The 24,895-nt window shown below is 61.9% G+C and carries 25 protein-coding genes; 14 read left to right on the forward strand and 11 right to left on the reverse strand.

Annotated elements, in window-relative coordinates; translation table 11 throughout:
* Positions 1-75 precede the first annotated feature (75 nt).
* Together BFP93_RS22910 and BFP93_RS22915 are read left to right on the forward strand one after the other, a co-directional pair.
* Complete coding sequence (locus BFP93_RS22910; protein WP_065895049.1) at positions 76-1,416, forward strand: imelysin family protein; 1,341 nt, start codon at positions 76-78, stop codon at positions 1,414-1,416.
* A 991-nt stretch (positions 1,417-2,407) separates the two neighbouring features.
* Positions 2,408-3,862, forward strand: coding sequence for a TrkH family potassium uptake protein (locus BFP93_RS22915; RefSeq protein WP_065887653.1), 1,455 nt, complete (start codon positions 2,408-2,410; stop codon positions 3,860-3,862).
* Here the strand turns inward: BFP93_RS22915 and BFP93_RS22920 are convergent.
* A complete protein-coding gene (locus tag BFP93_RS22920; RefSeq protein ID WP_065895050.1) occupies positions 3,819-4,877 on the reverse strand; it encodes an AraC family transcriptional regulator in 1,059 nt (352 codons plus the stop codon). The genes BFP93_RS22915 and BFP93_RS22920 overlap by 44 nt on opposite strands.
* Before the next feature lie 160 nt (positions 4,878-5,037).
* Here BFP93_RS22920 and BFP93_RS22925 point away from each other — a divergent pair, with 160 nt between their 5' ends.
* The 3 genes from BFP93_RS22925 (at position 5,038) to BFP93_RS22930 (ending at position 7,139) form a co-directional block, all read left to right on the forward strand.
* Positions 5,038-5,349 carry a DUF962 domain-containing protein gene (locus tag BFP93_RS22925; protein WP_065895051.1) on the forward strand — a complete coding sequence of 104 codons (312 nt, stop codon included), beginning with the start codon at positions 5,038-5,040 and terminating at the stop codon, positions 5,347-5,349.
* 318 nt (positions 5,350-5,667) lie between these two features.
* On the forward strand, positions 5,668-5,838 hold the full coding sequence (locus BFP93_RS28950) for a hypothetical protein (protein WP_163001606.1): 171 nt from the start codon (positions 5,668-5,670) through the stop codon (positions 5,836-5,838).
* 104 nt (positions 5,839-5,942) lie between these two features.
* Positions 5,943-7,139, forward strand: coding sequence for an MFS transporter (locus BFP93_RS22930; protein WP_065895052.1), 1,197 nt, complete (start codon positions 5,943-5,945; stop codon positions 7,137-7,139).
* Here the strand turns inward: BFP93_RS22930 and arfB are convergent.
* The 3 genes from arfB to BFP93_RS22945 form a co-directional block, all read right to left on the reverse strand.
* On the reverse strand, positions 7,136-7,549 hold the full coding sequence (gene arfB / locus BFP93_RS22935) for an alternative ribosome rescue aminoacyl-tRNA hydrolase ArfB (RefSeq protein ID WP_065895053.1): 414 nt from the start codon (positions 7,547-7,549) through the stop codon (positions 7,136-7,138). The two genes, BFP93_RS22930 and arfB, sit on opposite strands and share 4 nt — an antisense overlap.
* 12 nt (positions 7,550-7,561) lie before the next feature.
* Complete coding sequence (locus BFP93_RS22940; protein ID WP_065895054.1) at positions 7,562-8,245, reverse strand: pentapeptide repeat-containing protein; 684 nt, start codon at positions 8,243-8,245, stop codon at positions 7,562-7,564.
* Between the two features lie 105 nt (positions 8,246-8,350).
* Positions 8,351-9,772, reverse strand: a complete 1,422-nt coding sequence (locus BFP93_RS22945) for an amino acid permease (RefSeq protein WP_065895055.1) — start codon at positions 9,770-9,772, stop codon at positions 8,351-8,353.
* A 649-nt stretch (positions 9,773-10,421) separates the two neighbouring features.
* On the opposite strand from BFP93_RS22945, the gene BFP93_RS28955 reads away from it, so the two are divergent.
* Positions 10,422-10,559 carry a hypothetical protein gene (locus tag BFP93_RS28955; RefSeq protein ID WP_003237751.1) on the forward strand — a complete coding sequence of 46 codons (138 nt, stop codon included), beginning with the start codon at positions 10,422-10,424 and terminating at the stop codon, positions 10,557-10,559.
* Between the two features lie 73 nt (positions 10,560-10,632).
* Positions 10,633-11,592, forward strand: a complete 960-nt coding sequence (locus tag BFP93_RS22950; protein ID WP_065895056.1) for a leucyl aminopeptidase — start codon at positions 10,633-10,635, stop codon at positions 11,590-11,592.
* Between the two features lie 576 nt (positions 11,593-12,168).
* Here the strand turns inward: BFP93_RS22950 and rluB are convergent.
* The 6 genes from rluB to BFP93_RS22980 form a co-directional block, all read right to left on the reverse strand.
* Positions 12,169-13,380: a 23S rRNA pseudouridine(2605) synthase RluB gene (gene rluB / locus BFP93_RS22955; RefSeq protein ID WP_065887640.1), complete on the reverse strand. Its 1,212-nt coding sequence runs from the start codon at positions 13,378-13,380 to the stop codon at positions 12,169-12,171.
* A gap of 144 nt (positions 13,381-13,524) precedes the next feature.
* Positions 13,525-13,716 carry a DUF1289 domain-containing protein gene (locus BFP93_RS22960; protein ID WP_065887639.1) on the reverse strand — a complete coding sequence of 64 codons (192 nt, stop codon included), beginning with the start codon at positions 13,714-13,716 and terminating at the stop codon, positions 13,525-13,527.
* A gap of 127 nt (positions 13,717-13,843) precedes the next feature.
* Complete coding sequence (gene scpB / locus BFP93_RS22965; protein WP_065887638.1) at positions 13,844-14,758, reverse strand: SMC-Scp complex subunit ScpB; 915 nt, start codon at positions 14,756-14,758, stop codon at positions 13,844-13,846.
* A 12-nt stretch (positions 14,759-14,770) separates the two neighbouring features.
* Positions 14,771-15,469, reverse strand: a complete 699-nt coding sequence (locus BFP93_RS22970) for a segregation and condensation protein A (RefSeq protein ID WP_170827597.1) — start codon at positions 15,467-15,469, stop codon at positions 14,771-14,773.
* 120 nt (positions 15,470-15,589) lie between these two features.
* Positions 15,590-16,219, reverse strand: a complete 630-nt coding sequence (locus BFP93_RS22975; RefSeq protein WP_065887636.1) for an L-threonylcarbamoyladenylate synthase — start codon at positions 16,217-16,219, stop codon at positions 15,590-15,592.
* A gap of 13 nt (positions 16,220-16,232) precedes the next feature.
* Positions 16,233-17,096: a PHP domain-containing protein gene (locus BFP93_RS22980; protein ID WP_065895058.1), complete on the reverse strand. Its 864-nt coding sequence runs from the start codon at positions 17,094-17,096 to the stop codon at positions 16,233-16,235.
* Between the two features lie 87 nt (positions 17,097-17,183).
* Here BFP93_RS22980 and BFP93_RS22985 point away from each other — a divergent pair, with 87 nt between their 5' ends.
* The 7 genes from BFP93_RS22985 (at position 17,184) to BFP93_RS23015 (ending at position 22,727) form a co-directional block, all read left to right on the forward strand.
* Positions 17,184-17,780: a septation protein A gene (locus tag BFP93_RS22985; protein ID WP_065887634.1), complete on the forward strand. Its 597-nt coding sequence runs from the start codon at positions 17,184-17,186 to the stop codon at positions 17,778-17,780.
* 1 nt (position 17,781) lies between these two features.
* On the forward strand, positions 17,782-18,081 hold the full coding sequence (locus tag BFP93_RS22990; protein ID WP_065887633.1) for a YciI family protein: 300 nt from the start codon (positions 17,782-17,784) through the stop codon (positions 18,079-18,081).
* A 106-nt stretch (positions 18,082-18,187) separates the two neighbouring features.
* The gene (locus tag BFP93_RS22995) at positions 18,188-18,595 is read left to right on the forward strand and encodes a translation initiation factor 2 (RefSeq protein WP_065895059.1); all 408 of its coding nucleotides are present in this window, start codon (positions 18,188-18,190) and stop codon (positions 18,593-18,595) included.
* 7 nt (positions 18,596-18,602) lie between these two features.
* Positions 18,603-19,280: a response regulator transcription factor gene (locus BFP93_RS23000; RefSeq protein WP_065887631.1), complete on the forward strand. Its 678-nt coding sequence runs from the start codon at positions 18,603-18,605 to the stop codon at positions 19,278-19,280.
* Positions 19,281-19,450: 170 nt separating this feature from the next.
* On the forward strand, positions 19,451-19,924 hold the full coding sequence (locus BFP93_RS23005) for an LTXXQ domain protein (RefSeq protein ID WP_065887630.1): 474 nt from the start codon (positions 19,451-19,453) through the stop codon (positions 19,922-19,924).
* A gap of 69 nt (positions 19,925-19,993) precedes the next feature.
* Entirely contained in the window at positions 19,994-21,337 is a 1,344-nt protein-coding gene (locus BFP93_RS23010; RefSeq protein ID WP_065895060.1) for a sensor histidine kinase, read from the forward strand.
* Positions 21,338-21,377: 40 nt separating this feature from the next.
* Positions 21,378-22,727, forward strand: coding sequence for a CoA transferase (locus BFP93_RS23015; protein WP_065895061.1), 1,350 nt, complete (start codon positions 21,378-21,380; stop codon positions 22,725-22,727).
* 517 nt (positions 22,728-23,244) lie between these two features.
* Here the strand turns inward: BFP93_RS23015 and arcD are convergent.
* The gene (arcD, locus tag BFP93_RS23020) at positions 23,245-24,672 is read right to left on the reverse strand and encodes an arginine-ornithine antiporter (protein WP_065895062.1); all 1,428 of its coding nucleotides are present in this window, start codon (positions 24,670-24,672) and stop codon (positions 23,245-23,247) included.
* Between the last annotated feature and the right edge of the window lie 223 nt (positions 24,673-24,895).

Below are 24,895 nucleotides of genomic sequence, written 5' to 3' on the forward strand. Positions count from 1 at the left end.
TGCAAATCTTTCGCATTATGTCGCAGCTTTTGCGCCCCCGCGCGCCCTATCAACAACCGAAGCAGGATGTTCGCCATGATTCGTATGCCCCTGGCCACCGCCAGTCTGCTGGCCATTGCTATTTCTCTCGCCGGTTGCGGCGAAGGTAAAGACAAGGCCGCCGCGCCTCAGGCGCCTGCCGCTGCCAGCACTACCGCTCCAGCGGCTGCCACGCCTGCAGGCCAGGTCGACGAAGCGGCCGCCAAGGCCGTGGTCGCGCATTACGCCGACATGGTGTTTGCGGTGTACAGCGACGCCGAGTCCACCGCGAAAACCCTGCAGACCGCCATCGACACCTTCCTGGCCAACCCCAACGACGACACGCTCAAGGCAGCCCGTACCGCCTGGATCGCCGCGCGCGTGCCTTACCTGCAGAGTGAAGTGTTCCGCTTCGGCAACACCATCATCGACGACTGGGAAGGCCAGGTAAACGCCTGGCCCCTGGACGAGGGGCTGATCGACTACGTCGACAAGTCCTACGAGCACGCACTGGGTAACCCGGGCGCCAGCGCCAATATCATCGCCAACAACGAAATCCAGGTCGGCGAAGACAAGGTCGACGTCAAGGAGATCACCCCGGAAAAACTCGCCAGCCTCAATGAGCTGGGCGGCTCCGAAGCGAACGTCGCCACCGGCTATCACGCCATCGAATTCCTGCTCTGGGGCCAGGACCTCAACGGCACCGGCCCAGGCGCGGGCAACCGTCCAGCCTCGGACTACATGACCGGTGACGGTGCAACCGGCGGCCATAACGAGCGTCGTCGTACCTACCTGCGTGCCGTGACCCAACTGCTGGTCAGCGACCTGCAGGAAATGGTCGGCAACTGGAAGCCCAACGTCGAAGACAACTACCGCGCCACCCTGGAGTCGGAACCGGCTACCGACGGCCTGCGCAAGATGTTGTTCGGCATGGGCAGCCTGTCGCTTGGCGAGCTGGCCGGCGAACGCATGAAGGTCTCCCTGGAGGCCAACTCGCCGGAAGACGAGCAGGACTGCTTCAGCGACAACACCCACTACTCGCACTTCTATGACGCCAAAGGCATCCGCAACGTCTACCTGGGCGAGTACACCCGCGTCGACGGCAACAAGCTGACCGGCCCGAGCCTGTCGTCCCTGGTCGCCAAAGCCGACCCGGCAGCCGATGCAGCCCTCAAGGCTGACCTGGCGGCGACCGAAGCGAAGATCCAGGTGATGGTCAACCACGCCGACAAGGGCGAGCACTACGACCAGTTGATCGCAGCCGGTAACGATGCAGGCAACCAGATCGTGCGTGACGCCATCGCTGCGCTGGTCAAGCAGACCGGTTCGATCGAAGCCGCCGCAGGCAAGCTGGGCATCAGCGACCTGAACCCGGACAGCGCCGATCACGAGTTCTGATCAAGGCGCAGTTGAACTAGGCGACCTTCGGGTCGCCTTTTTCATACACCGCAGATCCCCTGTGGGAGGGGGCTTGCCCCCGATAGCAGTGTATCAGCCAAAAATTGACCGCCTGACACTCTGCTATCGGGGCATAGGTATCCGTAAGCACGATGCGAAGCGAGTCGCTCGTGATCTTGATCTGCTTGTGATCTCAGGCGCCCCGTTAAACCACGCTGGCCGAACGCAGGCTTGAATCCGTGGGTAACCCGGCAGGACGCCGGGTTAGCCGCCCCGCGCCATGGATGGCGCGTGGCGGCGGCCCACGGATTCAAGCCTGCGTTCGGGCACACCGAGCCCAAGCGAGGTGCCGAGTGGTGGGGCAAGAGCCCTTTGGTTACTTTGGGGCTTTTCCAAAGTGACCCGCCGTCAGGGCGGAACCCTAAGTGGCCATGACCGCAGAAACGGATATGTACGCGATCTGATCCAACATCCTGGTCGGCCCAGAGGCCGCCATCGGGAGCAAGCCCCCTCCCACATTGGACCGGGATCGATCCAACATCCTAGTCGGTCCTGAGGCCGCCATCGGGGGCAAGCCCCCTCCCACATTTGGACCGGGATCGATCCAACATCCTGGTCGGTCCTGAGACCGCCATCGGGGGCAAGCCCCCTCCCACATGGGACCGGGATCGATCCAACATTCTGGTCGGCCCAGAGGCCGCCATCGGGAGCAAGCCCCCTCCCACATTTGGACCGGGATCGATCCAACATCCTGGTCGGTCCAGAGGCCGCCATCGGGAGCAAGCCCCCTCCCACATGGGACCGGGATCGATCCAACATCCTGGTCGGTCCAGAGGCCGCCATCGGGCGCAAGCCCCCTCCCACAGGGGCTCTGCGCCAACTGATCGGTATCAGGGCAAGCCCCCTCCTACATGTTGCCCCAGCCCTTGGTTTACAAGACCTCCACCGCAGGTAGAATGGCGCCTCTGCCCACACCACCCGAGCGAATTTCATGGCGTTGCCGACCCTGCGCATCATCGGTTTCATCATCGGCATCTTCCTGATCACGCTTGCGATCGCCATGGTCGTGCCCATGGCCACCCTGGTGATCTTCGAACGCACCAGCGACCTGCCCTCGTTCCTGTGGGCCAGCATGATCACCTTTATTGCCGGTCTGGCCCTGGTCATTCCCGGGCGCCCGGAGCATGTACACCTGCGCCCCCGGGACATGTACCTTCTTACAGTAACAAGCTGGGTGGTGGTGTGCGTCTTCGCCGCGCTGCCGTTCCTGCTGACTCAGCACATCAGCTACACCGACTCGTTTTTTGAAAGCATGTCCGGCATCACGGCCACCGGGTCCACGGTGTTGAGCGGGCTGGACAACATGTCGCCGGGCATCCTGATGTGGCGTTCGCTGTTGCACTGGCTCGGCGGTATCGGGTTTATCGGCATGGCGGTGGCGATCCTGCCGCTGCTGCGCATCGGTGGCATGCGCCTGTTCCAGACCGAGTCGTCGGACCGTTCGGAAAAGGTCATGCCGCGCTCTCATATGGTCGCGCGGCTGATCGTGGCGGCGTATGTGGGCATCACCATCCTTGGCAGCCTGGCGTTCTGGTGGGCCGGGATGGGGCTGTTCGATGCGATCAACCACGCCATGTCGGCGATTTCCACCGGCGGGTTTTCCACCTCCGATGAATCCCTGGCGCACTGGAAGCAACCGGCGGTGCACTGGGTGGCGGTGGTGGTGATGATCCTGGGCAGCCTGCCGTTCACCCTGTACGTGGCGACCTTGCGCGGCAACCGTCGCGCGCTGCTCAGGGACCAGCAGGTGCAGGGCTTGCTCGGTTTGCTGGTGGTGACCTGGCTGGTGCTCGGCACCTGGTATTGGTGGACCACCAACCTGCACTGGCTGGATGCCCTGCGCCACGTGGCGCTGAACGTCACCTCGGTGGTGACCACCACCGGTTTTGCGCTGGGGGACTACAGCCTCTGGGGCAACTTCTCACTGATGCTGTTCTTCTACCTGGGCTTTATCGGCGGCTGTTCGGGCTCTACCGCCGGCGGGATCAAGATCTTCCGCTTCCAGGTCGCCTACATCCTGCTCAAGGCCAACCTGAACCAGTTGATTCACCCGCGCGCGGTGATCAAACAGAAGTACAACGGTCACCGTCTCGACGAGGAAATCGTGCGGTCGATCCTGACCTTTTCGTTTTTCTTCGCCATCACCATTTGCGCCATCGCGCTGGCCCTGTCACTGCTGGGCCTGGACTGGATGACCGCGCTGACCGGCGCAGCCAGTACCGTATCCGGCGTCGGCCCGGGCCTGGGTGAAACCATCGGCCCGGCCGGCAACTTCGCCAGCCTGCCGGATGCGGCCAAGTGGATTCTGTCGCTGGGCATGCTGTTGGGACGGCTGGAAATCATTACGGTGTTTGTGCTCTGTATTCCGGCGTTCTGGCGTCACTGACGGTCGACATCTGCTGCAACCGCGCCCGGTATTCGCCGGGCGTGGCGTCGAACCAGCGGCGAAACGCGCGAAAGAAGTTGCTGGGGTCGGCGAACCCCAACAGGTAGGCGATTTCCAGCAAGGTCATGCTCGGCTGCGCCAGGTATTGCTCGGCCAGCTCACGGCGGGTGTCGTCGAGCAGAGCCTGGAAGCTGGTGCCCTCCTCCTGCAAACGCCGCTGCAAGGTACGCTGGGACAGATGCAAGGTCTGCGCCACCACTTCGCGCTTGGGTTCGCCCTGGGGCAGCAGGCGGCACAATACCTGCCGTGCCTTGTGGGTCACACGGCTTTCGGAAAAGCGCGCCAGGTATTCACCGGCAAAACGATCGTGCAACTGCGCCATGGCCTCGTTGGCCGTAGGCAATGGCGCATCCATGTCGGCCTGCTCGAAAATCAGCGCGTCATACGGCGCATTGAATTCCAGCGGCGCATGGAACACCTCTTTGTAGGGCGCCAGATCGACCGGTTGATCGCCCTGCAGCATCACTTTATGCGGTTGCAGGGTTCGTCCTGTGAGCCAGCCGCACAGCGCCAACGCACTGGCCAGCGAGGCCTCGGCGCTTTGTCGGGTGGGCGGCAGGTGATCGCCGTGCACCGTCAGGATCAGCGCGTAGCCCTCGGGGAGCAGGCGGAAACTCAAGTCGGCGCTTTCGGCGATGATGCGCTGGTAACGTACCAGGCGCCTGAAGCCGTCGGCCAGGGTGTTGCTGGACATCAAGGCATAACCGGCGACATGAAACGAGGCCGGACGCGCCACTTTGCCCATGTTCAGGCCAATGGCCGGGTTGCCCGACAACTCCACTGCGCGCTGCCATAAACGGGTCATGGCATCCTGCGCAAAACGCGCGTCGGGGTTACTGAGGTCGGCATAGTCCAATCCCAGTTGCTTGAACAGGGCCCGGCAATCCAGGCCGTCCATTTCCAGGGCCTTGACTATCCCCATCGCCCAGCTTGCAGACGTTGTTCGTTCGCTCATGGCGTCTTCTTGTGCTGGCAGGCTTAAACGGTAGCCAGGAGGCCAAGGATACTAAAGTGGCATCTATTGTCACTGGCTGTCACCACTGATCACTCTAGACTCAAATAAGCTCCCCGCCGAACATCTGTTGGGCCGCACAACAATCAGAGGGCCTGTCACCGTGGAAAACGTCAAGCGATTCAACAGCTTCGCCGAGTTTTACCCGTATTACCTGGAGGAGCACGGCAACAGCACCTGCCGGCGCCTGCATTTTATCGGCACTACACTGGTGATCGGCATCCTGGCCTACGCCATCGGCCGAGGCTCGCCAGGCCTGTTGCTGGCCGTGCCGATCGCCGGCTACAGCTTCGCCTGGATCGGCCATTTCTTCTTCGAGAAGAACCGTCCGGCCACCTTCCAGCACCCGTTTTACAGCCTGCTCGGTGATTTTGTGATGTATCGCGACATGATCCTGGGCAAAGTGGCGTTCTAGGCACGGTCGATATAAAAGTCTATTTGTCATTTATAGTGCTGTATCCTGCCAAGGCTTTTTGAGAGCGCGCAATCACCTGCGATTGAAACAGACCTTGCGAGGAGCGACGACGATGCACGAGATACCTAATCTCCCCTTCCCAAGCCTGCAGCCTACAGAGCAGCCAGCACCGCAACAGGCCAGCGACACACGGCCCGAAGCCAAAGAAGCAAAACCAGTCGACAGCGAAAGCCAGGACTGACGCCGTACCAGACCGTGTGGAAAGCGCAGCTTTGAGCGCTTTCCACACTGCCTGAATCATTCGAGACCCCCGTAAAAATGACCGATACCCCGGATACCGCCGTACTCGACGCTGCCCTGCAGATGGTCGAGGTCTGGAACCGCCTCAGCGCGGACAAACAAGCCGTGTTGCTCAAGCGCTTCGGCACCCAGGAAAACGCCCTGGCCGCCCTGGTCACCACCCAATTGCTGGCCCCTGAGCAAGCCTGAAGCGTTCCTGCGCTGAGGTTTTTGCGCTTTAGCGCCCTGCGCGAGCCAAACCACCGGTATCATTAGCAGCCTATCTTTACCTGCTGCGACAGTGGACCTCTCCCATGCCAGATACCCAGCGACCCATGGCGGTCACGCTGCAAGTCGTTTCCATCGTGCTGTTCACCTTTATCGGCTACCTGAACATCGGCATCCCTCTGGCGGTGTTGCCGGGCTATGTGCATAGCCAACTGGGCTATGGCGCGGTTATCGCCGGGCTGGTGATCAGCGTGCAATACCTGGCGACCCTGCTGAGCCGTCCGTATGCCGGCAAAATCATCGATAACCTGGGCAGTAAGCGCGCGGTGCTCATCGGCCTGGTCGGTTGCGGCTTGAGCGGCGTGTTCATGTTGCTCGCCGCCGGTTTTTCCAGCCTGCCGGCCTTCAGTCTCGGTTGTCTGCTGATCGGTCGCCTGGTGCTGGGCAGCGCTGAAAGCCTGGTGGGTTCCGGTGCGATTGGTTGGGGCATAGGGCGTGTCGGTGCGGCGAATACCGCCAAGGTCATCTCGTGGAACGGCATCGCCAGCTACGGCGCGCTGGCCGTCGGGGCACCGCTGGGCGTGCTGCTGGTCAGCCGGTTCGGCCTGTGGAGCATGGGCGTCAGCATCATTGTGCTGGCGCTTGTGGGCGTGCTGTTGGCGTGGAACAAAGAAGCGGCGCCGATTGTGGCCGGTGTACGCCTGCCGTTCATGAATGTGCTGGGCCGCGTGCTGCCCCATGGGTGCGCATTGGCGTTGGGCTCCATCGGCTTTGGCACCATTGCCACCTTTATCACCCTGTATTACACCACCCAGCACTGGGACAACGCGGTATGGGCACTGAGCCTGTTCGGTGCCAGTTTTATCGGCGCGCGCCTGCTGTTCGGCAATCTGATCAACCGGATCGGCGGTTTCCGCGTGGCAATCGCCTGCCTGTCGGTTGAGATACTGGGGCTGCTGTTGCTGTGGCTGGCGCCGGATGCCCCCTGGGCGCTGGCCGGCGCGGCCTTGAGCGGCTTCGGTTTTTCCCTGGTGTTTCCGGCGCTGGGGGTTGAGGCCGTCAACCTGGTGCCGGCCTCCAGCCGTGGTGCGGCGGTGGGCGCTTATTCGTTGTTCATTGACCTGTCACTGGGGATCACCGGCCCACTGGCCGGCGCCGTCGCGGCAGGTTTCGGCTTTGCGTCGATCTTCCTCTTCGCCGCCCTCGCCGCCTGCGGTGGCTTGTTGCTGAGCCTCTATCTGTATCGCCAGGCACCTCAGGCCCGCGAGTCTCGCGACGCTTAAAAGTCGACCTTGCCACGCCCGGCCTTGATGCTGCCGCGCTTGGTTTTTGACTCCAGCCGGCGCTTCTTTGAACCCAGGGTGGGTTTGGTCGGCCGGCGCTTCTTTTCGACCTTGGTGGCACTGAGGATCAATTCCACCAGACGCTCCAGCGCATCCGCACGGTTCTGTTCCTGGGTCCGGTATTGCTGGGCCTTGAGCACCAGCACGCCCTCGCTGGTGATACGGCTGTCACGCAGCGCCAGCAAGCGCTCCTTGTAGAACTGCGGCAACGACGACGCCGGAATGTCAAAGCGCAGGTGCACCGCACTCGACACCTTATTGACGTTCTGCCCGCCGGCACCCTGGGCACGAATGGCGGTCAGTTCGATCTCGGCGTCAGGCAGGTGCACATTGTTGGAAATTACCAGCATCAATCAAGAACCCTAGGCAACGGACAAGCCCAACTCAGACAACAACATCGACGCCTGGGCTTTGGAAATCACGGCGCCTTTGAACAGTTTGGCATCATTGAGACGAAAGCCGCTCAAATCTGCACCGCGCAGGTCGGCACCGGCAAAATTGGCACCGTTGATACGGGCATGGGCCAGGCTGCAATCCACCAGCTCTGCCTTGCGAAAGTCGGTATCCGACAAATCGCTATCGGAAAAATCCAGGTTGTTAAGCAGGGTTCGGGTAAACGACAACCCGGACAAAAAGGCGCTGTTGAGCAGGCTTTCGCTGAAGCTCAGGCCGAGGGACGCGCAATGGGTGAAGTTGGCGCCGGTCAGCTTGCACTGGGTGAAATTCGCCTGGGACAGCTTGCTGCGCTGCCAGCGCGTGTTGTTCAGGTCGCAACTGCTGAACTGCGCTTCCAACAGGTTCGCGGCCTCGAAGATGGCGTGGCCGGCCCGGCAGCTTTTCCATTGCGTGCCTTCCAGGCGCGAACCGAGGAAGGACGTCTGGGTCAGAATGCACCGCTCAAACACCCAGTGGTCCAATTGCATGCGCGACAGATCGGCACCACTCAGGTCGACGCCGAGCAAGCGCAAAGGGCTGCGGTGCTGCTCGATCAGGTCTTCCAGCGCGTCGCGCTGCAGGGCGCCGCCGTCAATCTCGGTGTGCTGCATAGGGCCTCCGGGCAAGGATCGATAAAAACGGGGGGTGGAGTCTAACCTGCCCGCGCCCACAAAAAACCCGGCACACGGCCGGGTTTTCCATTTACCGGAACCGTCCTACTCCAGAACCGTCCCTGCTGTGCTCAAGGCCGCTTGCGCCTTGCGCTTGTTCTTGATCCAGTAGCACACCCCCATGAACGCCACCCACACCGGGATCGCATACACCGACACCTGGATCCCCGGAATCATCAGCATGATCGCCAGGATAAACACCACGAACGCCAGGCAGATAAAGTTGCCGTAGGGATACCACAGCGCCTTGAACAACGGCACCTGGCCGTTACGGTCCATGTGCTGGCGGAACTTGAAGTGGGAATAACTGATCATCGCCCAGTTGATCACCAACGTGGCTACCACCAGGGACATCAGCAACTCCAGCGCATGCTGCGGGATGAAGTAGTTCATCAGCACCGCCACCAGGGTCACTGCCGCCGACGCCAGGATCGAACGCACCGGTACGCCGCGCTTGTCGATCTTCGCCAGGGCCCTGGGTGCATCGCCCTGCTCGGCCATGCCCAGCAACATGCGGCTGTTGCAGTAGGTGCCGCTGTTGTATACCGACAGCGCTGCGGTCAACACCACGAAGTTGAGGATATGCGCGGCCGTTTTACTGCCCAGCATCGAGAACACCTGGACGAACGGGCTGCCACTGTAGGGGTCGCCGGAGGCGTTAAGGGTGGCCAGCAGGCTGTCCCACGGGATCAGCGACAACAGCACCACCAGGGCACCGATGTAGAAAATCAGGATGCGATAGATCACCTGATTGATGGCCTTGGGGATCACCGTGCGTGGCTGGTCGGCTTCGGCAGCGGTAAACCCGAGCATTTCCAGGCCGCCGAAGGAGAACATGATGATCGCCATGGCCATCACCAACCCACCCACGCCATGGGGGAAAAAGCCGCCGTGCTCCCACAGGTTGGTCACCGACGCCTGTGGCCCGCCGCTGCCGCTCACCAGCAGATAGCTGCCCAGGGCGATCATGCCGACAATCGCCACCACCTTGATGATCGCAAACCAGAACTCGGCCTCACCGAAGACTTTGACATTGGCCAGGTTGATCAGGTTGATCAGCACGAAGAAGGCCGCCGCCGAGGCCCAGGTCGGAATCTGCGGCCACCAGAAGTGCACGTATTTACCGACGGCCGTCAGCTCCGACATGCCCACCAGGATGTACAGGATCCAGCAGTTCCAGCCCGACAGGAAGCCGGCAAACCCGCCCCAGTATTTATGGGCGAAATGGCTGAAGGAGCCGGCGACCGGCTCTTCTACGATCATTTCACCGAGTTGGCGCATGATCATGAAGGCGATAAAGCCGCAGATGGCATAGCCCAGGATCATCGACGGGCCGGCGGACTTGAGTACCCCGGCCGAACCGAGGAACAGGCCGGTACCGATGGCGCCACCGAGGGCGATCAACTGGATATGCCGATTTTTCAGGCCGCGTTTCAGCTCGCCTGAAGAGGAATGGGGTCCACTCATGAAAAGAGTCTCACGCAAGGTTTGAGAATGTTGAATGCAGGTTGCTGCGTTGAATTACCGCCTCAAGCAGCGCCGCTCAAACCCCAGCGCAGGTACCAGGAGTACAGCGTCTTTCTAACGGTCATGCGTCACCTGTTTGTTTTTATCTGTGACGAAATCGAACCCGTCTGGCTCGTGGCCAGGCGGAGTGATCAGGGAAGGTAAACCCTGGGTCTTGGCCTTTTGCGTGGTTACGCAAGGGGGGGTCACAGTAAAACGCGGCGCATTGTACACCGCTCGACAGGTTCGGCACGCACCACCAACGCGCACTCGGCAATCTGTCAGGTATTCCTTACAGGGATTTTCTACCCAGCGTTACGCGACTATCGTCGTAAACCTGACGTTACAGTGCGGAACGTTTTCTTTACGGCCACGCTCAGGGGGCGGTCTACGGAAAATTGTCGGTCAGACATAACTGAAGAATCGGTTCAGCCAATCAACTGTTTTTTCTCGATAAAAAATCTCTTCAAAAAAACCGAAAAAAAAGTCCAAATGAAACCGTGTCAATAAATATTTTGCATTTTGAAACACTCTCTCCTAGGTTCTCTGCACTTGCCCGCGAAGCCCGTTGGCAAGCCGTTCTCAAACAACGTCCTCTAGGAGATACACCATGCAAGCACTGGAAAAAGACCTGGAAACCGAACTGCAACTCGACGATTGGTTTGAAGCGCCGACCCATGAGGCCGCCGTTGAAATGATGCAAGCCGACGCCGTTGTGCCATTTGGCACCGCGATGTGGCCGTTCTAATACCCGGCAGGCATCCGGCAGGTGCCGTGCACGGCACCTGCCCCCTTACCCAAGGCACCGAAGGACTCCCGTCATGGACAAGGCCCGCGCCGTCGAACACTTTCTTTACTACCTCGCTCATCACCCGGCCCTCCAAGGCCTGAGCCGCCCTACCGTACTGCTGGGCCATACCGAACGCTACGACGCCATCGCCCAGGCAATCACCCACGGCAGCGCCGCCCGTTTCAATTTCCAGGTGCAGCGCCTGGACCTGAGCGCCAGTGAAACCCTGGCCCAGGCCATCGAAGCCTGCGACCTGTACCTGTTTCTCTACGATTCCTCGACCCTGCCCAACCCCCGAGCCGAAGGCCCGGATTTTATCCGCGCATTGCAGGGCGTGATGGCCGAACATTGGAAAAAGTCGCTGTTGTTCAAGGATTATGGCGACTACTTCTACGACACCTTCAGCGTCGAACCGCAGCGCATTGCCGACCTCAACGCCACCTTGATCCGGCGCATGTCCGAAGCCACCGTGCTGAGCTTCACCGACAAGCACGGCTCACGCCTTGAAGCCCCCATGAGCAGCATCAAGAAGTGGACCAATATCAACGGCGTCGGCAACCACGACCTGGCCCCGGGCGAGATCGCCACCCACAGCGAGGCCATCAACGGGCAAGTGCGGTTTGTCGGGACGTTCCTCAGCACCATCCCCTTTGCGCGTAAATACGGCGTGCTGGAGTCACCCCTGGAACTGTGGATCGAGAACTCCACCATCTGCAGCGTGGCCAGCGACGTGCCGGGGTTGGTGGATGACTTCAACAAGTACCTCAATGCCAACCCGTCCAACCGCCGCGTGGAAGAACTGGGCATCGGCACCAATGAAGGCGTGAAGGATTTGTACGCGCGCAATGCAGGCTTTGAAGAACGCCATTGCGGGTTGCATCTGGGCTTGGGCGGCGGGCAGAAAGGCAGTCACCACCTGGACCTGATCTTTGCCAGCGGCGTGTTGGCGCTGGATGACAAGCCGGTGTTTGATGGGACGTTTGCCTTCTGAGCAAAGCACTCGAAAACACCGGAGATCCAACTGTGGGAGGGGGCTTGCCCCCGATTGCAGTGTGTCAGCTGTAGATGCGTTCACTGGCACTCCCTCATCGGGACATAGGTATCTACACAACGCAGCCGCGCCCACCCGTAACTACGATGCGAAGCGAGCCGCTCTTGATCTTGATCTTGATCTCAGGCGCCCCGTTAAACCACGCTGGCCGAACGCAGGCTTGAATCCGTGGGTAACCCGGCAGGACGCCGGGTTAGCCGCCCCGCGCCATGGATGGCGCGTGGCGGCGGCCCACGGATTCAAGCCGGAGTGAGGGCACACCGAGCCTAGGCGAGGTGCAGAGTGGTGGGGCAAGAGCGTTTTGCTTACTTTTGCGCTTTTCAAAAGTGAGCCGCCGTCAGGGCGGAACCCTAAGTGGCCGTTACCGCAGAAACGGATATGTACTCAACCCAGCATCCTGGTCGGCCCAGATGCCGCCATCGGGGGCAAGCCCCCTCCCACAGTTGATTGCATTTCAAATTTAGAGGAAAAAAAAGCCAACCCCAGGGTTGGCTTTTTTATGCAGCGGCTACGGCCTCACTGCGGCTTCTTACGACCAAAACCCGGACGCTGACCGGACCCCGCCGGAGCGCCACGGCGCTTGCCCGACGGCTCGTCAGCCACCAGCTTCGGGCCAGGGCGCTTGTTCGCCGCTGGCTTGGCCGGACGCTTGGTGCTGGCGTTGTCGGCCGGACGGTCGGCTTCACCACGGTTGCTGCGACCACCCGACGGAGCCGGACGCGGGGCGCGTGGAGCACGCTCGCCTTCCTGGCGCGATGGCGCGGTTGGACGGCGCTCACCTTCAATCTGCGGCTCGCGGGAAATACGCCCGCCGGTTGCCGGTGCATTCAACGCCGGGCGCAGGGTGCGGGCAACGCGCTCGGTACGCGGCACAGGGCGCGACGATTTACGCTGCATACGCTCAAGCTTGTCTTTGCTCTTGGCGTTCATCTGCGGCATCGCGACCGGCGTCAGGCCGACTTCGGCGCTGAGGATGTCGACTTCGTACTGGCTCATTTCGCGCCAGCGCCCCATCGGCAGGTCGGAGTTGAGGAACACCGGGCCGAAACGCACGCGTTTCAGGCGGCTGACCACCAGGCCCTGGGATTCCCACAGGCGACGGACTTCACGGTTGCGGCCTTCCATCACCACGCAGTGGTACCAGTGGTTGAACCCTTCGCCACCCGGCGCCTGCTTGATGTCGGTGAACTTGGCCGGGCCGTCTTCAAGGACCACACCGGCTTTCAAGCGCTCGATCATCTCGTCATCGACTTCGCCACGTACGCGCACGGCGTATTCGCGGTCCATCTCGTAGGAGGGGTGCATCAGGCGGTTGGCCAATTCACCGTCGGTGGTGAACATCAGCAAACCGGTGGTGTTGATGTCCAAGCGACCGATGTTGATCCAGCGGCCTTCCTTGGGCTTGGGCATCTTGTCGAACACGGTCGGACGGCCTTCCGGGTCGTCACGGGTGCAGATCTCGCCGTCGGGCTTGTTGTACATGATCACGCGGCGTACCGATTCGGCGGCTTCTTCGCGCTTGATGACCTTGCCATCGATGGTGATCGCGTCATGCAGGTCGACGCGCTGGCCGAGGGTGGCCTCGACGCCGTTGACCTTGATTCGCTTCTGGGTGATCCAGGCTTCGACGTCGCGGCGCGAGCCCACGCCGATACGCGCCAGCACCTTTTGCAGTTTTTCGCCTGCTGGGCCGATTTCCTGGCTGTCGTTCTGGTCTTTGTCGTTCATCTTAAGCACCTCCCGGTGGGTCGATTCAGGCGTGGCCTGAAGAGTGTTGAAAGCGGGGCTTTGGCCGAATAGGTCGGCAAAGGGTCGCGAATCATACGCGCATGGCGCGTGTTGCGCATCAGAGAGTAGTCGATAACACCCAAGTCATTTGCTTTTCCGCCGACCGGTGGCGCCCAACGCCAGCAAGCGCAGTTCGGCTTCGGCCAGCACCGTGCGCTTGTCGACTTTGTCGAGTTTCTTCCAGGCGCGGATTTCACGCTTGCTGCGGCCACAGCCGACGCAGATGTCGTCGCTGAACTTGCAGATGCTGATGCAGGGGTCTTTGGTCGAAGTCATAGTTGCTCTCGGACAACGGCGATCAAAATGTGGGAGGGGGCTTGCCCCCGATTGCGGTGTATCAGTGATGGTTGTGCTGACTGACACACTGCAATCGTGGGCAAGCCCCCTCCCACATTGGATCTTGTCAGTCTTCGAGTTGGCGGCGTTCGTTTTCGATCGCCTCGGCCAGCGCCCGGGCTTCGTCTTCCTCGTCGCTCAGCGGCGGCTGTTCGAGGGCGGCGACGGCGGCCAGCAGTTTTTCGCGGGCATCGGCGACGCCGAGGATATCTTCTTCGACGTCGGGCTCGGGCTCAACGTTCACCTCGGTTTGCGGCTCAGCGGCGCCATCACGCAGCAAATCATCAAAGTCGGTCTTGATCCCCTGCTCCATGTCGTCCAGTTCCAGCAGCAAGGTATGGAAACTGGTTTCGTCCTTGGGCTCCTCCGGCTCGGCACTGGCATCGGCCAGCTCCTGCAGGCTCTGCGGCACCGGCGCGTCGTCGAAGTCCAGCACCGGCTCGGCTTCCATCTCGCGCAGCTCGGCCAACGGCGGCAGGTCGTCGAGGTTTTTCAGGTTGAAGTGGTCGAGGAACACTTTGGTGGTGGCGAACATCGCCGGTTTGCCCGGCACGTCACGGTAGCCGACGATGCGAATCCACTCGCGTTCCAGCAGCGTCTTGACGATATGGCTGTTGACCGCCACGCCCCGCACATCTTCGATCTCGCCCCGGGTGATCGGCTGGCGATAGGCGATCAACGCCATGGTCTCCAGCATCGCCCGTGAATAACGCTGCGGGCGTTCCTCCCACAAGCGTCCCACCCACGGGGAAAATTTCTCGCGGATCTGCAGGCGATACCCCGACGCCACTTCACGCAACTCAAAGGCACGACCGTCGCAGGACTTGCGCAGGATCTCCAGCGCCTTCTTGAACACAGGCGGTTCGGGGCGTTCGGCCTCTTCAAAAAGTTCGAACAGGCGCTCCAGGGATTGCGGCTTGCCCGAGGCCAGGAGGAAAGCTTCCAGCAAGGGCGCCAGTTCGCGGGGTTCAGTCAGATTCATCGATTCAGCTCGTTATTCGGCTCGCGCCCGCACATGGATAGCCGCAAACGGCTCATTCTGGACCAGCTCGACCAAGGACTCCTTGACCAGCTCCAGGATCGCCATGAAGGTCACCACCACGCCCAGGCGCCCTTCTTCTGCGGTGAACAGTTCGACAAACGGCACAAACCCGCCGCCCTTGAGGCGCTCCAGCACATCGCTCATACGCTCGCGGGTGGACAGGGCTTCACGGCTGACCTGGTGGCTTTCGAACATGTCGCCACGGCGCAGCACCTCGGCCATGGACATCAGCAACTCTTCCAGGCTGACGTCAGGCAACAACTTGCGCGCGCGCGCCTCGGGCGCGTCCAGCTTGGGCACCACTACATCGCGGCCAACCCGACTCAAACCGTCGATACCTTCGGCCGCTGCCTTGAAGCGCTCGTATTCCTGCAAGCGACGAATCAGTTCGGCGCGCGGGTCATCTTCTTCGGCTTCGACCGCTTCCGAGCGCGGCAGCAGCATGCGCGACTTGATCTCGGCGAGCATGGCGGCCATCACCAGGTATTCGGCGGCCAGTTCCAGGCGCACCGACTGCATCAATTCGACATAGCCCATGTACTGGCGGGTGATTTCCGCCACGGGAATATCGAGGATGTTGATGTTCTGTTTGCGAATCAAATACAGCAGCAAGTCCAGCGGGCCTTCGAAGGCCTCGAGAAAGACCTCCAGGGCGTCGGGCGGGATGTACAAATCCAGCGGCATTTCCATGACCGCCTGGCCATAGACCATGGCAAATGGCAGTTCCTGCTGGGCGCCCGCCTGGGGATCGACGGTTTCCACGACCGACATTCAGGCCTCGACCATAAACGGCGTAGGGTCGCCGCAGCCCACACGGATCACTTCAGGCTCGCCGTCGGCCAGGTTGATCACGGTAGACGCCTTGCCGCCCCCGAAGCCGCCATCGATGATCAGATCCACCTGCTTCTCCAGCAACTGGCGCATTTCATACGGGTCTTCCAGCGGTTCGGTATCGCCCGGCATGATCAACGACACGCTCATCAGCGGCTCGCCCAGCTCGGCCAGCAGAGCCAGGGCGATCGGGTGTTCCGGCACGCGCAGGCCGATGGTGCGCTTCTTCGGGTGCAGCAGCAGGCGCGGCACTTCGCGGGTGGCGTTGAGAATAAAGGTGTAGGGCCCCGGCGTGTGCGCCTTGAGCAAGCGGAAGGTGCCCGTGTCGACCTTGGCGAACAGCCCCAACTGCGACAAGTCGCTGCAGATCAGCGCGAAGTTATGATTCTTGTCCAGCTCACGCAGGCGTCTGACCCGCTCGACCGCGCCCTTGTCGCCGATCTGGCAGCCGATGGCGTAGGACGAATCAGTTGGATAGATCACCACGCCGCCGGCGCGAATGATCTCGACCGCCTGCTTGATCAGGCGCGCCTGGGGGTTTTCCGGATGAATCTGGAAGAATTGACTCACGTGTTCTACCTGTTCAGACGGTGGCAATAATGGGGTCATGCTTGAATCGCCCCCACAACAGCGGCAGATCTTCCGGGACCTGGCGATACTCGCCGATCTCGGACCAGCCGCCTGGGCCATGAAAATCACTGCCGGCACTGACCAGCAGACCAAATTCGCGCGCCAGGATCGCCAGGCTACCAACCTGCTCGGCAGGTTGATGCCCGTTGACCACTTCGATCGCGTGGCCGCCCGCTCCAATATAGTCGCCGATCAGCTTGCGGCGCTTGCTGCGGGTGAAATCGTAATGCCAGGGGTGCGCCAGGCTGACCCAGGCCCCGGCGGCCCGCAGGGTGCCGACGGTGTCTTCCAGGGTCGGCCAGTGCTGCTTCACATCGCCCAGCTTGCCCGCGCCCAACCATTTACGGAAGGCCTCGGCGCGATCCTTGACGAACCCCTCACGCACCATCCAGTCGGCAAAGTGCGGACGGGCCGGCGCGTTACCGCTGTCGCCCAGTTCCTGCTGGATGGCGCGGGCGCCGTCAAGGGCGCCGGGCATGCCTTTGAGGCTGAGCTTGCGGCTTATTTCTTCGGACCGCAGCCAGCGGCCATCGTGCAATTGGGCGATGGCGGCCACCAGGGCCGGGGCGTTCTGCTCGAAACCGTAGCCGAGCACATGAATGGTGGCGCCGCCCCAGGTGCAGGACAATTCCACGCCGTTGACCAGTTGCATGCCCAGTGCATGGGCCGCCGTGCGGGCCTCGTCGAGGCCTTCGAGGGTGTCGTGGTCGGTCAGCGACAGGACTCGCACGCCTTTTTCAAACGCACGCGCAACCAGTACCGCAGGCGCCAGGGCGCCGTCGGAGGCCGTGCTGTGGCAGTGCAAATCAACATTCACGGGAGTGTGTAACCTCAAGTCAGCTGGCGCTATCGCAACCAAGGATGTTTGTTATTATGCCGCCACATCCAGCTTCTGGCTCTTACTGTGAAACAATTCATCGACTTCATCCCGCTGTTGCTGTTTTTCATCGTTACCAAACTCGACCCCAGGGTCATAGACATCGCCGGTCACGAACTCTCGTTCGGCGGCATCTACAGCGCCACCGCCGTGCTGATCATCAGCTCCATCGTGGTTTACGGCGCCATCTTCATCTCCCAGCGCAAGCTGGAAAAAAGCCAGTGGCTGACCCTCGTCGCCTGCCTGGTATTCGGCGGCCTGACCCTGGCCTTCCACAGCGAAACCTTCCTCAAGTGGAAAGCCCCGGTGGTCAACTGGCTGTTCGCCCTGGTCTTCATCGGCAGCCACTTCATTGGTGATCGCCTGCTGATCAAGCGGATCATGGGCCACGCGCTGACCTTGCCGGAGCCGATCTGGGTACGCTTGAACGTGGCCTGGATCGTGTTCTTCCTCTTCTGCGGTGCCGCCAACCTGTTCGTGGCGTTTACCTTTCAAGACTACTGGGTCGACTTCAAGGTGTTCGGCAGCCTGGCCATGACCCTGCTGTTCCTGGTCGGCCAGGGTATCTACCTGTCGCGCCACCTGCATGACACTGCCGCCACCACGCCGAAAACCGAGGACTGACATGCTCTACGCCATCATTGCCACCGATGTTGCCAACTCGCTGGAAAAACGCCTGAGCGTGCGCCCCGCCCATGTCGAACGCCTCAAGCAGTTGCAAACCGAAGGCCGCATCGTACTGGCCGGCCCGCACCCGGCCGTCGACAGCAACGACCCGGGCGACGCGGGTTTCACCGGCAGCCTGATCGTTGCCGAGTTCGCGTCCCTGGCCGATGCCCAGGCGTGGGCCAAGGCTGATCCGTATGTCGCGGCGGGTGTCTACGCTGATGTCGTGATCAAGCCGTTCAAGCAAGTCCTGCCCTGAGCCCGGTGGCGCCCGACCAAAACGCTTGGGCGCCCGCCTGATGGCTCATTATTCCCGGTAACCTGCCGATAACGTTCTGAATATTCGTGTGGAATCAGGAGTTCCGATGCGCTTACGTCAGTTGTGTCTGTTGGCAGTGTTAACCCTCGGGGCGACGGCCCAGGCTGAAGAGACCTCCAATAGCGGCAGCGCCACGCCGCTGTCCTTGAGTCCCCACAGCCAGGTCACCGAACTGCAGCAACGTTTGAAAGAAAGCGAAGGGCTGCGCGAAGAGCTGAGCAAGCAACTGCAAAGCGCGCAGGCCACCCGCGAAAGCGCGCAACTGAGTCGTCTGCGCCAGGAGAACCAACGCCTGGCCCAGCAACTCAAAGAGACACAGGACGGCGCCTTGACCCGATGGTTGACCGAGCAGCAGCAGTGGTTTGTCACCGGTGCGGGCGTCGCACTGATCGCCCTGCTGTGTGGCATCTTCGCCAGCGGTGGGCACCGTCGTCGTCGACAATGGCTAAATTGAGTGAGTCATGAGCGAGCTGTTACTGATAGATGATGACCAGGAGCTCTGCGAGCTGCTGGTCAGTTGGCTGAGCCAGGAAGGTTTCCAGGTGCGCGCCTGCCATGACGGCTCCAGCGCCCGCAAGGCCCTGGCCGAAGCCGCTCCGGCGGCGGTGGTGCTCGACGTGATGCTGCCCGACGGCAGTGGCCTGGAGTTGCTCAAGCAGTTGCGCAACGACCACCCGGAGTTGCCGGTGCTGATGCTGTCGGCCCGGGGCGAACCCCTGGACCGCATCCTCGGCCTGGAACTGGGCGCCGACGATTACCTGGCCAAGCCTTGCGACCCGCGCGAACTCACTGCGCGCCTGCGCGCCGTACTGCGCCGCAGTCATCCGGCTGCGGTGTCGACCCAACTGGAGCTGGGCGACCTGTGCTTCAGCCCGGTGCGCGGGGTGGTCAGCATCGACGAACAGGAATTTACCCTGACGGTCTCCGAAAGCCGCCTGCTCGAGGCCTTGCTGCGCCAACCCGGCGAACCGCTGGATAAACAGGAACTGGCGCAGATCGCCCTGGGCCGCAAATTGACCCTGTACGATCGCAGCCTGGACATGCACGTGAGTAACCTGCGCAAGAAGATCGGCCCGCACCCGGACGGCCGGCCGCGGATCGTGGCGCTGCGTAGTCGTGGTTACTACTACGCACCTTGAGCCTGGGTGACGCGCAGCGTCACGGGATGCATTCCCACGCAGAGCGTGGGAACGATCGGAGCCGCCGCCTCAACCTTACCAAACCTTTACGCTCCGCTGACGGCGGCTGACCTTGCCCTGGGTAATCTACTCACATCCGGACTCACCGGAATAGAGACAGGAGAATCACCATGCGCAAGACCCTTATCGCTTTGATGTTCGCCGCTGCACTGCCTACCGTCGCCATGGCCGCCATGCCGGAAGGCCCAGGTCCAGGCCCAGGCCCGATGGGCGGTCCGGAAGGCCACATGATGGGTGGCCCGGGTCACGGTGAACACGGCCCGCGTGGTAAAGGCGGCCCGTTCCGCCAGCTGGATTTGAGCCCGGAACAACACGAGCAGATCCGCAAGCTGATGGGTGACCAATGGCACGCTCGCAAAGACCTGACCCGCAAGTACCTGGACAAACTGCCGGCCGCCGACCAGAAAGCCATGCAGGACGAGATCGCCGCCGGCAAGCAGAAAACCCAGGCCGATATTCGCGCCATCCTCAAGCCCGACCAGCAGAAGAAGTTCGACGAGATCGTCAAGCAACAAGAGCAGCGTCGTGCCGAATGGAAGGAATTCCAGGCCTGGAAAGCGCAACAGCCACAAAAAGCGCAATAATGCCCCAGCGTTAATGCTCCCAGCCCAGTGGCTCCCCGCCGCTGGGCTTTTCCTTTTTGAGGGTTTCCCGTGCGGTCATTGTTCTGGCGCATCCTGGCGAGTTTCTGGTTGGCCATCGCCTTGGTTGCGGGGTTGTCGATCCTGCTTGGGCATATGCTGAATCAGGACGCCTGGATTCTCAGCCGCCATCCCGGCCTCAACAATCTGGCCCAAGAGTGGACGCAACTCTACGAAGCCCAGGGCGAAGAGGCTGCCCAGGAGTTGCTGCAGCAACGCAAGCGCCAGTACCACATTGACGTGCAAGTGCTCAACGAGGGCGGCGAGCCGGTGGTACGCGGCACCTTCCCGCGCCGCGCCGCCGCCCTTGAAGCCCGGCAGAATGACAGCCAGGACAGCCACCTGCCCTGGCGCCGCCTGACCGCCGAATACACCAGCGAAAAAACCGGCGACACCTACCTGCTGATCTATCGCATTCCTCATCCGGAGCTGGACGCCTGGCACCGCAGCAGCCTGTTATGGCCGTTCAGCGCCCTGGCCATTGCCCTGGTGGTGCTGACGCTGTTCAGCCTGTTGGTGACGTTGTCGATCACCCGCCCGCTCAGCCGACTGCGCGGCGCGGTGCATGACCTGGGCCAGGCCACGTATCAACAGAACAGCCTGGCGCAACTGGCCAACCGCCGCGATGAATTCGGCGTCCTGGCCACCGACTTCAACCGCATGGGCGCCCGCCTGCAAAGCCTGATCGGCAGCCAGCGCCAACTGTTGCGCGACGTCTCCCACGAACTGCGCTCGCCCCTGGCCCGCTTGCGTATCGCCCTGGCCCTGGCCGAACGCGCCAGCCCCGAAGATCGGGAAAAACTCTGGCCGCGCCTGACCCGCGAATGCGACCGCCTGGAAGCCTTGATCAGTGAGATTCTGGTCCTGGCCCGGGTGGATGCCGACAACGCCAGCGCCGAAGAGATCGACCTCAACCCACTGCTCAAGACCCTGCAAAAAGACGCCCAGCTCAGCGCGCCGGAGCAAGAGGTGCAACTGACGGCTGAACCCGACCTGCGCCTCAAGGGCTGGCCGACCATGATCGAGCGCGCCGTGGACAACCTGCTGCGCAATGCCCAGCGCTTCAACCCGGCCGGCCAAGCCATCGAGTTGCACGCGCAGCGTCAGGGCGAACGGATCCTGATCAGCGTGCGCGATCACGGCCCCGGCGTTGAAGCCGAGCACCTGAACCAACTGGGCGAGCCGTTCTACCGCGCACCCGGCCAGACCGCGCAAGGTCACGGCCTGGGCCTGGCGATCGCACGTCGCGCCGCTGAACGCCATGGCGGCCAACTGATCCTGGCCAATCATCAGGGCGGCGGCTTTGTCGCCAGTCTCGAACTGCCATTGGTGCCCGGGGTTGCCACACCGGCCTGACGATCTTCTATAGTGGCCCTTCTCTTATGGAGGGCCTTCGATGACCGACCTGCTGACACCCATCCAAGCCGCACTCGATCTGCCTCCTACCCCACTGATCCTGAGCGAGCCCGGCGCCCTGCCCTCGGCCTTTGCCGTGACTGACCTGGCCGCCGCCAGCATCGGCGCCGCCGGCCAGGCCGTTGCCGAGCTTATCCGTCAACAGACCGCTCGCTTGCCGAGCATCAGCGTAGACCGTCGCCTCGCCTCGTTGTGGTTTTCCTCATCGATTCGCCCGCTGGGTTGGCAAGTGCCGCCGCTGTGGGACCCGATAGCCGGTGACTACGCAAGCGCCGACGGCTGGATTCGCTTGCACACCAACGCGCCCCATCACCGCGCAGCGGCCGAACGGGTGTTGGGCAAGGTCACTGAACGCGCGCAAATGGCGCATAACGTCGCCAAGTGGAACGCCGCCGAACTGGAACAGGCGGTGGTCGACGAAGGCGGTTGTGCGGCGCAAATGCGCACCTGGCAAGCCTGGCAGGGCCACCCCCAGGGCTTGGCGGTGAATGCCGAGCCACTGATACAGCGGCAGGCCTTCGCCACCGCCGGCAACCAACCCTGGCTCGGCACCACGGCCCGACCGCTGGCCGGTATCAAGGTGCTGGATTTGACCCGCGTCCTGGCCGGCCCGGTCGCCAGTCGTTTTCTCGCGGGCCTGGGCGCGGACGTATTGCGCATCGACTCGCCCACCTGGGACGAACCCGGCGTGGTACCGGAAATGACCCTGGGCAAGCGCTGCGCGCGTCTTGACCTGAAAAGCGCCGAGGGTCGGCAGGTCTTCGAAGCGTTGCTCAGAAACGCCGACATTCTGTTCCACGGTTACCGCGCCGATGCGCTGGAGCAACTGGGCTACGCGGGCGACGCGCTGCAACGCATCGCGCCGGGCCTGATCGATGTCAGCCTCAATGCCTACGGCTGGAGCGGCCCGTGGCGCAATCGGCGCGGCTTTGACAGCCTGGTGCAGATGAGCAGCGGGATTGCCGAGGCCGGGATGGCCTGGAAACAGGTGGACAAACCGTCGCCGCTGCCGGTGCAGGCGCTGGACCACGCGACCGGGTATCTGATGGCGGCCAGTGCGATCCGGGCGTTGAGCGAACGTTTGAAGTCCGGGCGCGGGGGTTCGGCGCGATTGTCGCTGGCCCGTACGGCGAAGTTATTGGTGGATGCGGGGCAGGTGCCGGAGCAACCGGCGTTGCGGGCTGAAGAGGCGGGTGATCAAGGTCTGGTGGTGGAACAGACCGCCTGGGGCCAGGCGCATCGATTGCTGGCGCCGCTGACGATCAGCGGTACGCCGCTGCAATGGGATTTGCCGGCGGGGGAATTGGGGTCACACCGAGCGCAGTGGTGATCTGAAGACCGCCATCGGGGGCAAGCCCCCTCCCACTTTTGAATGGGTTCACAAATCAAAATGTGGGAGGGGGCTTGCCCCCGATGGCGGCCTCTGGGCCGACCGGGATGTTGGATCAGATCGAGTACATATCCGTTTCTGTGGTAACGGCCACTTAGGGTTCCGCCCTGACGGCGGCTCACTTTTGAAAAGCGCAAAAGTAAGCAAAACGCTCTTGCCCCACCACTCGGCACCTCGCCTAGGCTCGGTGTGCCCGAACGCAGGCTTGAATCCGTGGGCCGCCGCAATGGGCCATCCATGGCCCAGTGCGGCTAACCCGGCGTCCTGCCGGGTTACCCACGGATTCAAGCCTGCGTTCGGCCAGCGTGGTTTAACGGGGCGCCTGAGATCAAGATCAAAAGCAGAGCAAGATCAAGAGCGGCTCGCTTCGCATCGTGGTTACGGTTGGGCGCTGCTGAGTTGTGTAGATACCTATGCCCCGATGGGGCCAGTACACCCACTATCAATTTCCGACATGTCACAACGACAACACCCCACTGTACAGCCCGTAGGCCGCCACTGCGGCGCCTGCCAGTACACACCCGAAAATGCCTTTTTCCACCGGGGTGAACAACGCCTGGCCCTGCTCGCGCCTGGCCTGGGCGAACAGAATCACACCGGGGGCATACAACAGCGCCGACAGCAGCAGGTATTTCAGGCCGCCGGCATACAAAAGCCATACGGCGTAAGCCAGGGCAATCAGGCCCACCAGCAGGTCCTTGATGCGTCGACGCTGGGCGCCTTCGTAGGTTTCCCCACGCCCGCTCAACAGCACCGCATAGGCCGCCGACCACAGGTACGGCACCAGAATCATCGACGATGCCAGGTAAATCAGGGTGGTGTAGGTACTGGCTGAAAACAGCGTGATGACCAGGAAAACCTGGATCATCACGTTGGTCAGCCACAGCGCGTTGACCGGCACCTGGTTGGCATTTTCCTTCTTCAGGAACGCCGGCATGGTCTTGTCCTGGGCGGTGGCGTAGAGGATTTCGGCACACAGCAACGCCCACGACAGCAGCGCCCCCAGCAACGAAACCGCCAGGCCGAGGCTGATCAATATCGCCCCCCAGGGCCCGACGATATGTTCCAGCACCCCGGCCAGGGAGGGGTTTTGCAATTGCGCCAGTTCCGGCTGACTCATGATCCCCAGGGACAGCACATTCACCAGCACCAACAGCGCCAGCACGCCGAGAAACCCAATCACCGTGGCCCGGCCCACGTCCGCGCGTTTCTCGGCCCGCGCCGAGTAGACGCTGGCGCCTTCAATACCGATGAACACAAACACCGTGACCAGCATCATGTGGCGCACCTGCTCCGTCACACTGCCCATTTGCGGGTTGCCCAGGCCCCAGATATCGCGACTGAAGATGTCGGCCTTGAACGCCACGGCAGCAATCACGATAAACATCAGCAGTGGCACAATTTTCGCCACCGTGGTGACCTGGTTGATGAACGCCGCCTCCTTGATACCGCGCAGCACCAGAAAATGCACGGCCCACAGCAGCACCGACGCACAGCCGATGGCCAGCGGCGTATTACCCTGGCCGAACACCGGGAAAAAGTAGCCGAGGGTGCTGAACAGCAAGACGAAGTACCCGACGTTGCCCAGCCACGCGCTGATCCAGTAACCCCAGGCGGACGAAAACCCCATGTAGTCGCCAAACCCGGCCTTGGCGTAGGCGTACACGCCGGAATCCAGTTCCGGCTTGCGGTTGGCCAGGGTCTGGAATACGAAGGCCAGGGTCAGCATGCCGATGGCGGTGATCGCCCAGCCGATCAGCACAGCGCCCACGCCAGCGCGTGCGGCCATGTTCTGCGGCAGGGAAAAGATCCCACCGCCGATCATCGAACCCACCACCAAGGCGATCAGGGCACCGAGCCGAAGTTTCTGCGCGGGCTGGGACATTGAAGTTCCTCGAATAAGTTTCTCAGCAGACACTTGGGCACACTATCAATTCAATTAATGCATGCAGCGCACTCATAACATAAAGGCATGTAAACACAGAAAGTTCAGGCGTATTTAGAATTTAAATAAGCGCGACATGACGCAGTCGTCAAACTTCATTAAGAAGTTTGCACATTCGCGAATACGAACTAGCGTCATACATCCACGCCACACCAAATGATTA

Source organism: Pseudomonas sp. 44 R 15, from assembly GCF_900004965.1.
GTDB lineage: Bacteria > Pseudomonadota > Gammaproteobacteria > Pseudomonadales > Pseudomonadaceae > Aquipseudomonas > Aquipseudomonas orientalis_A.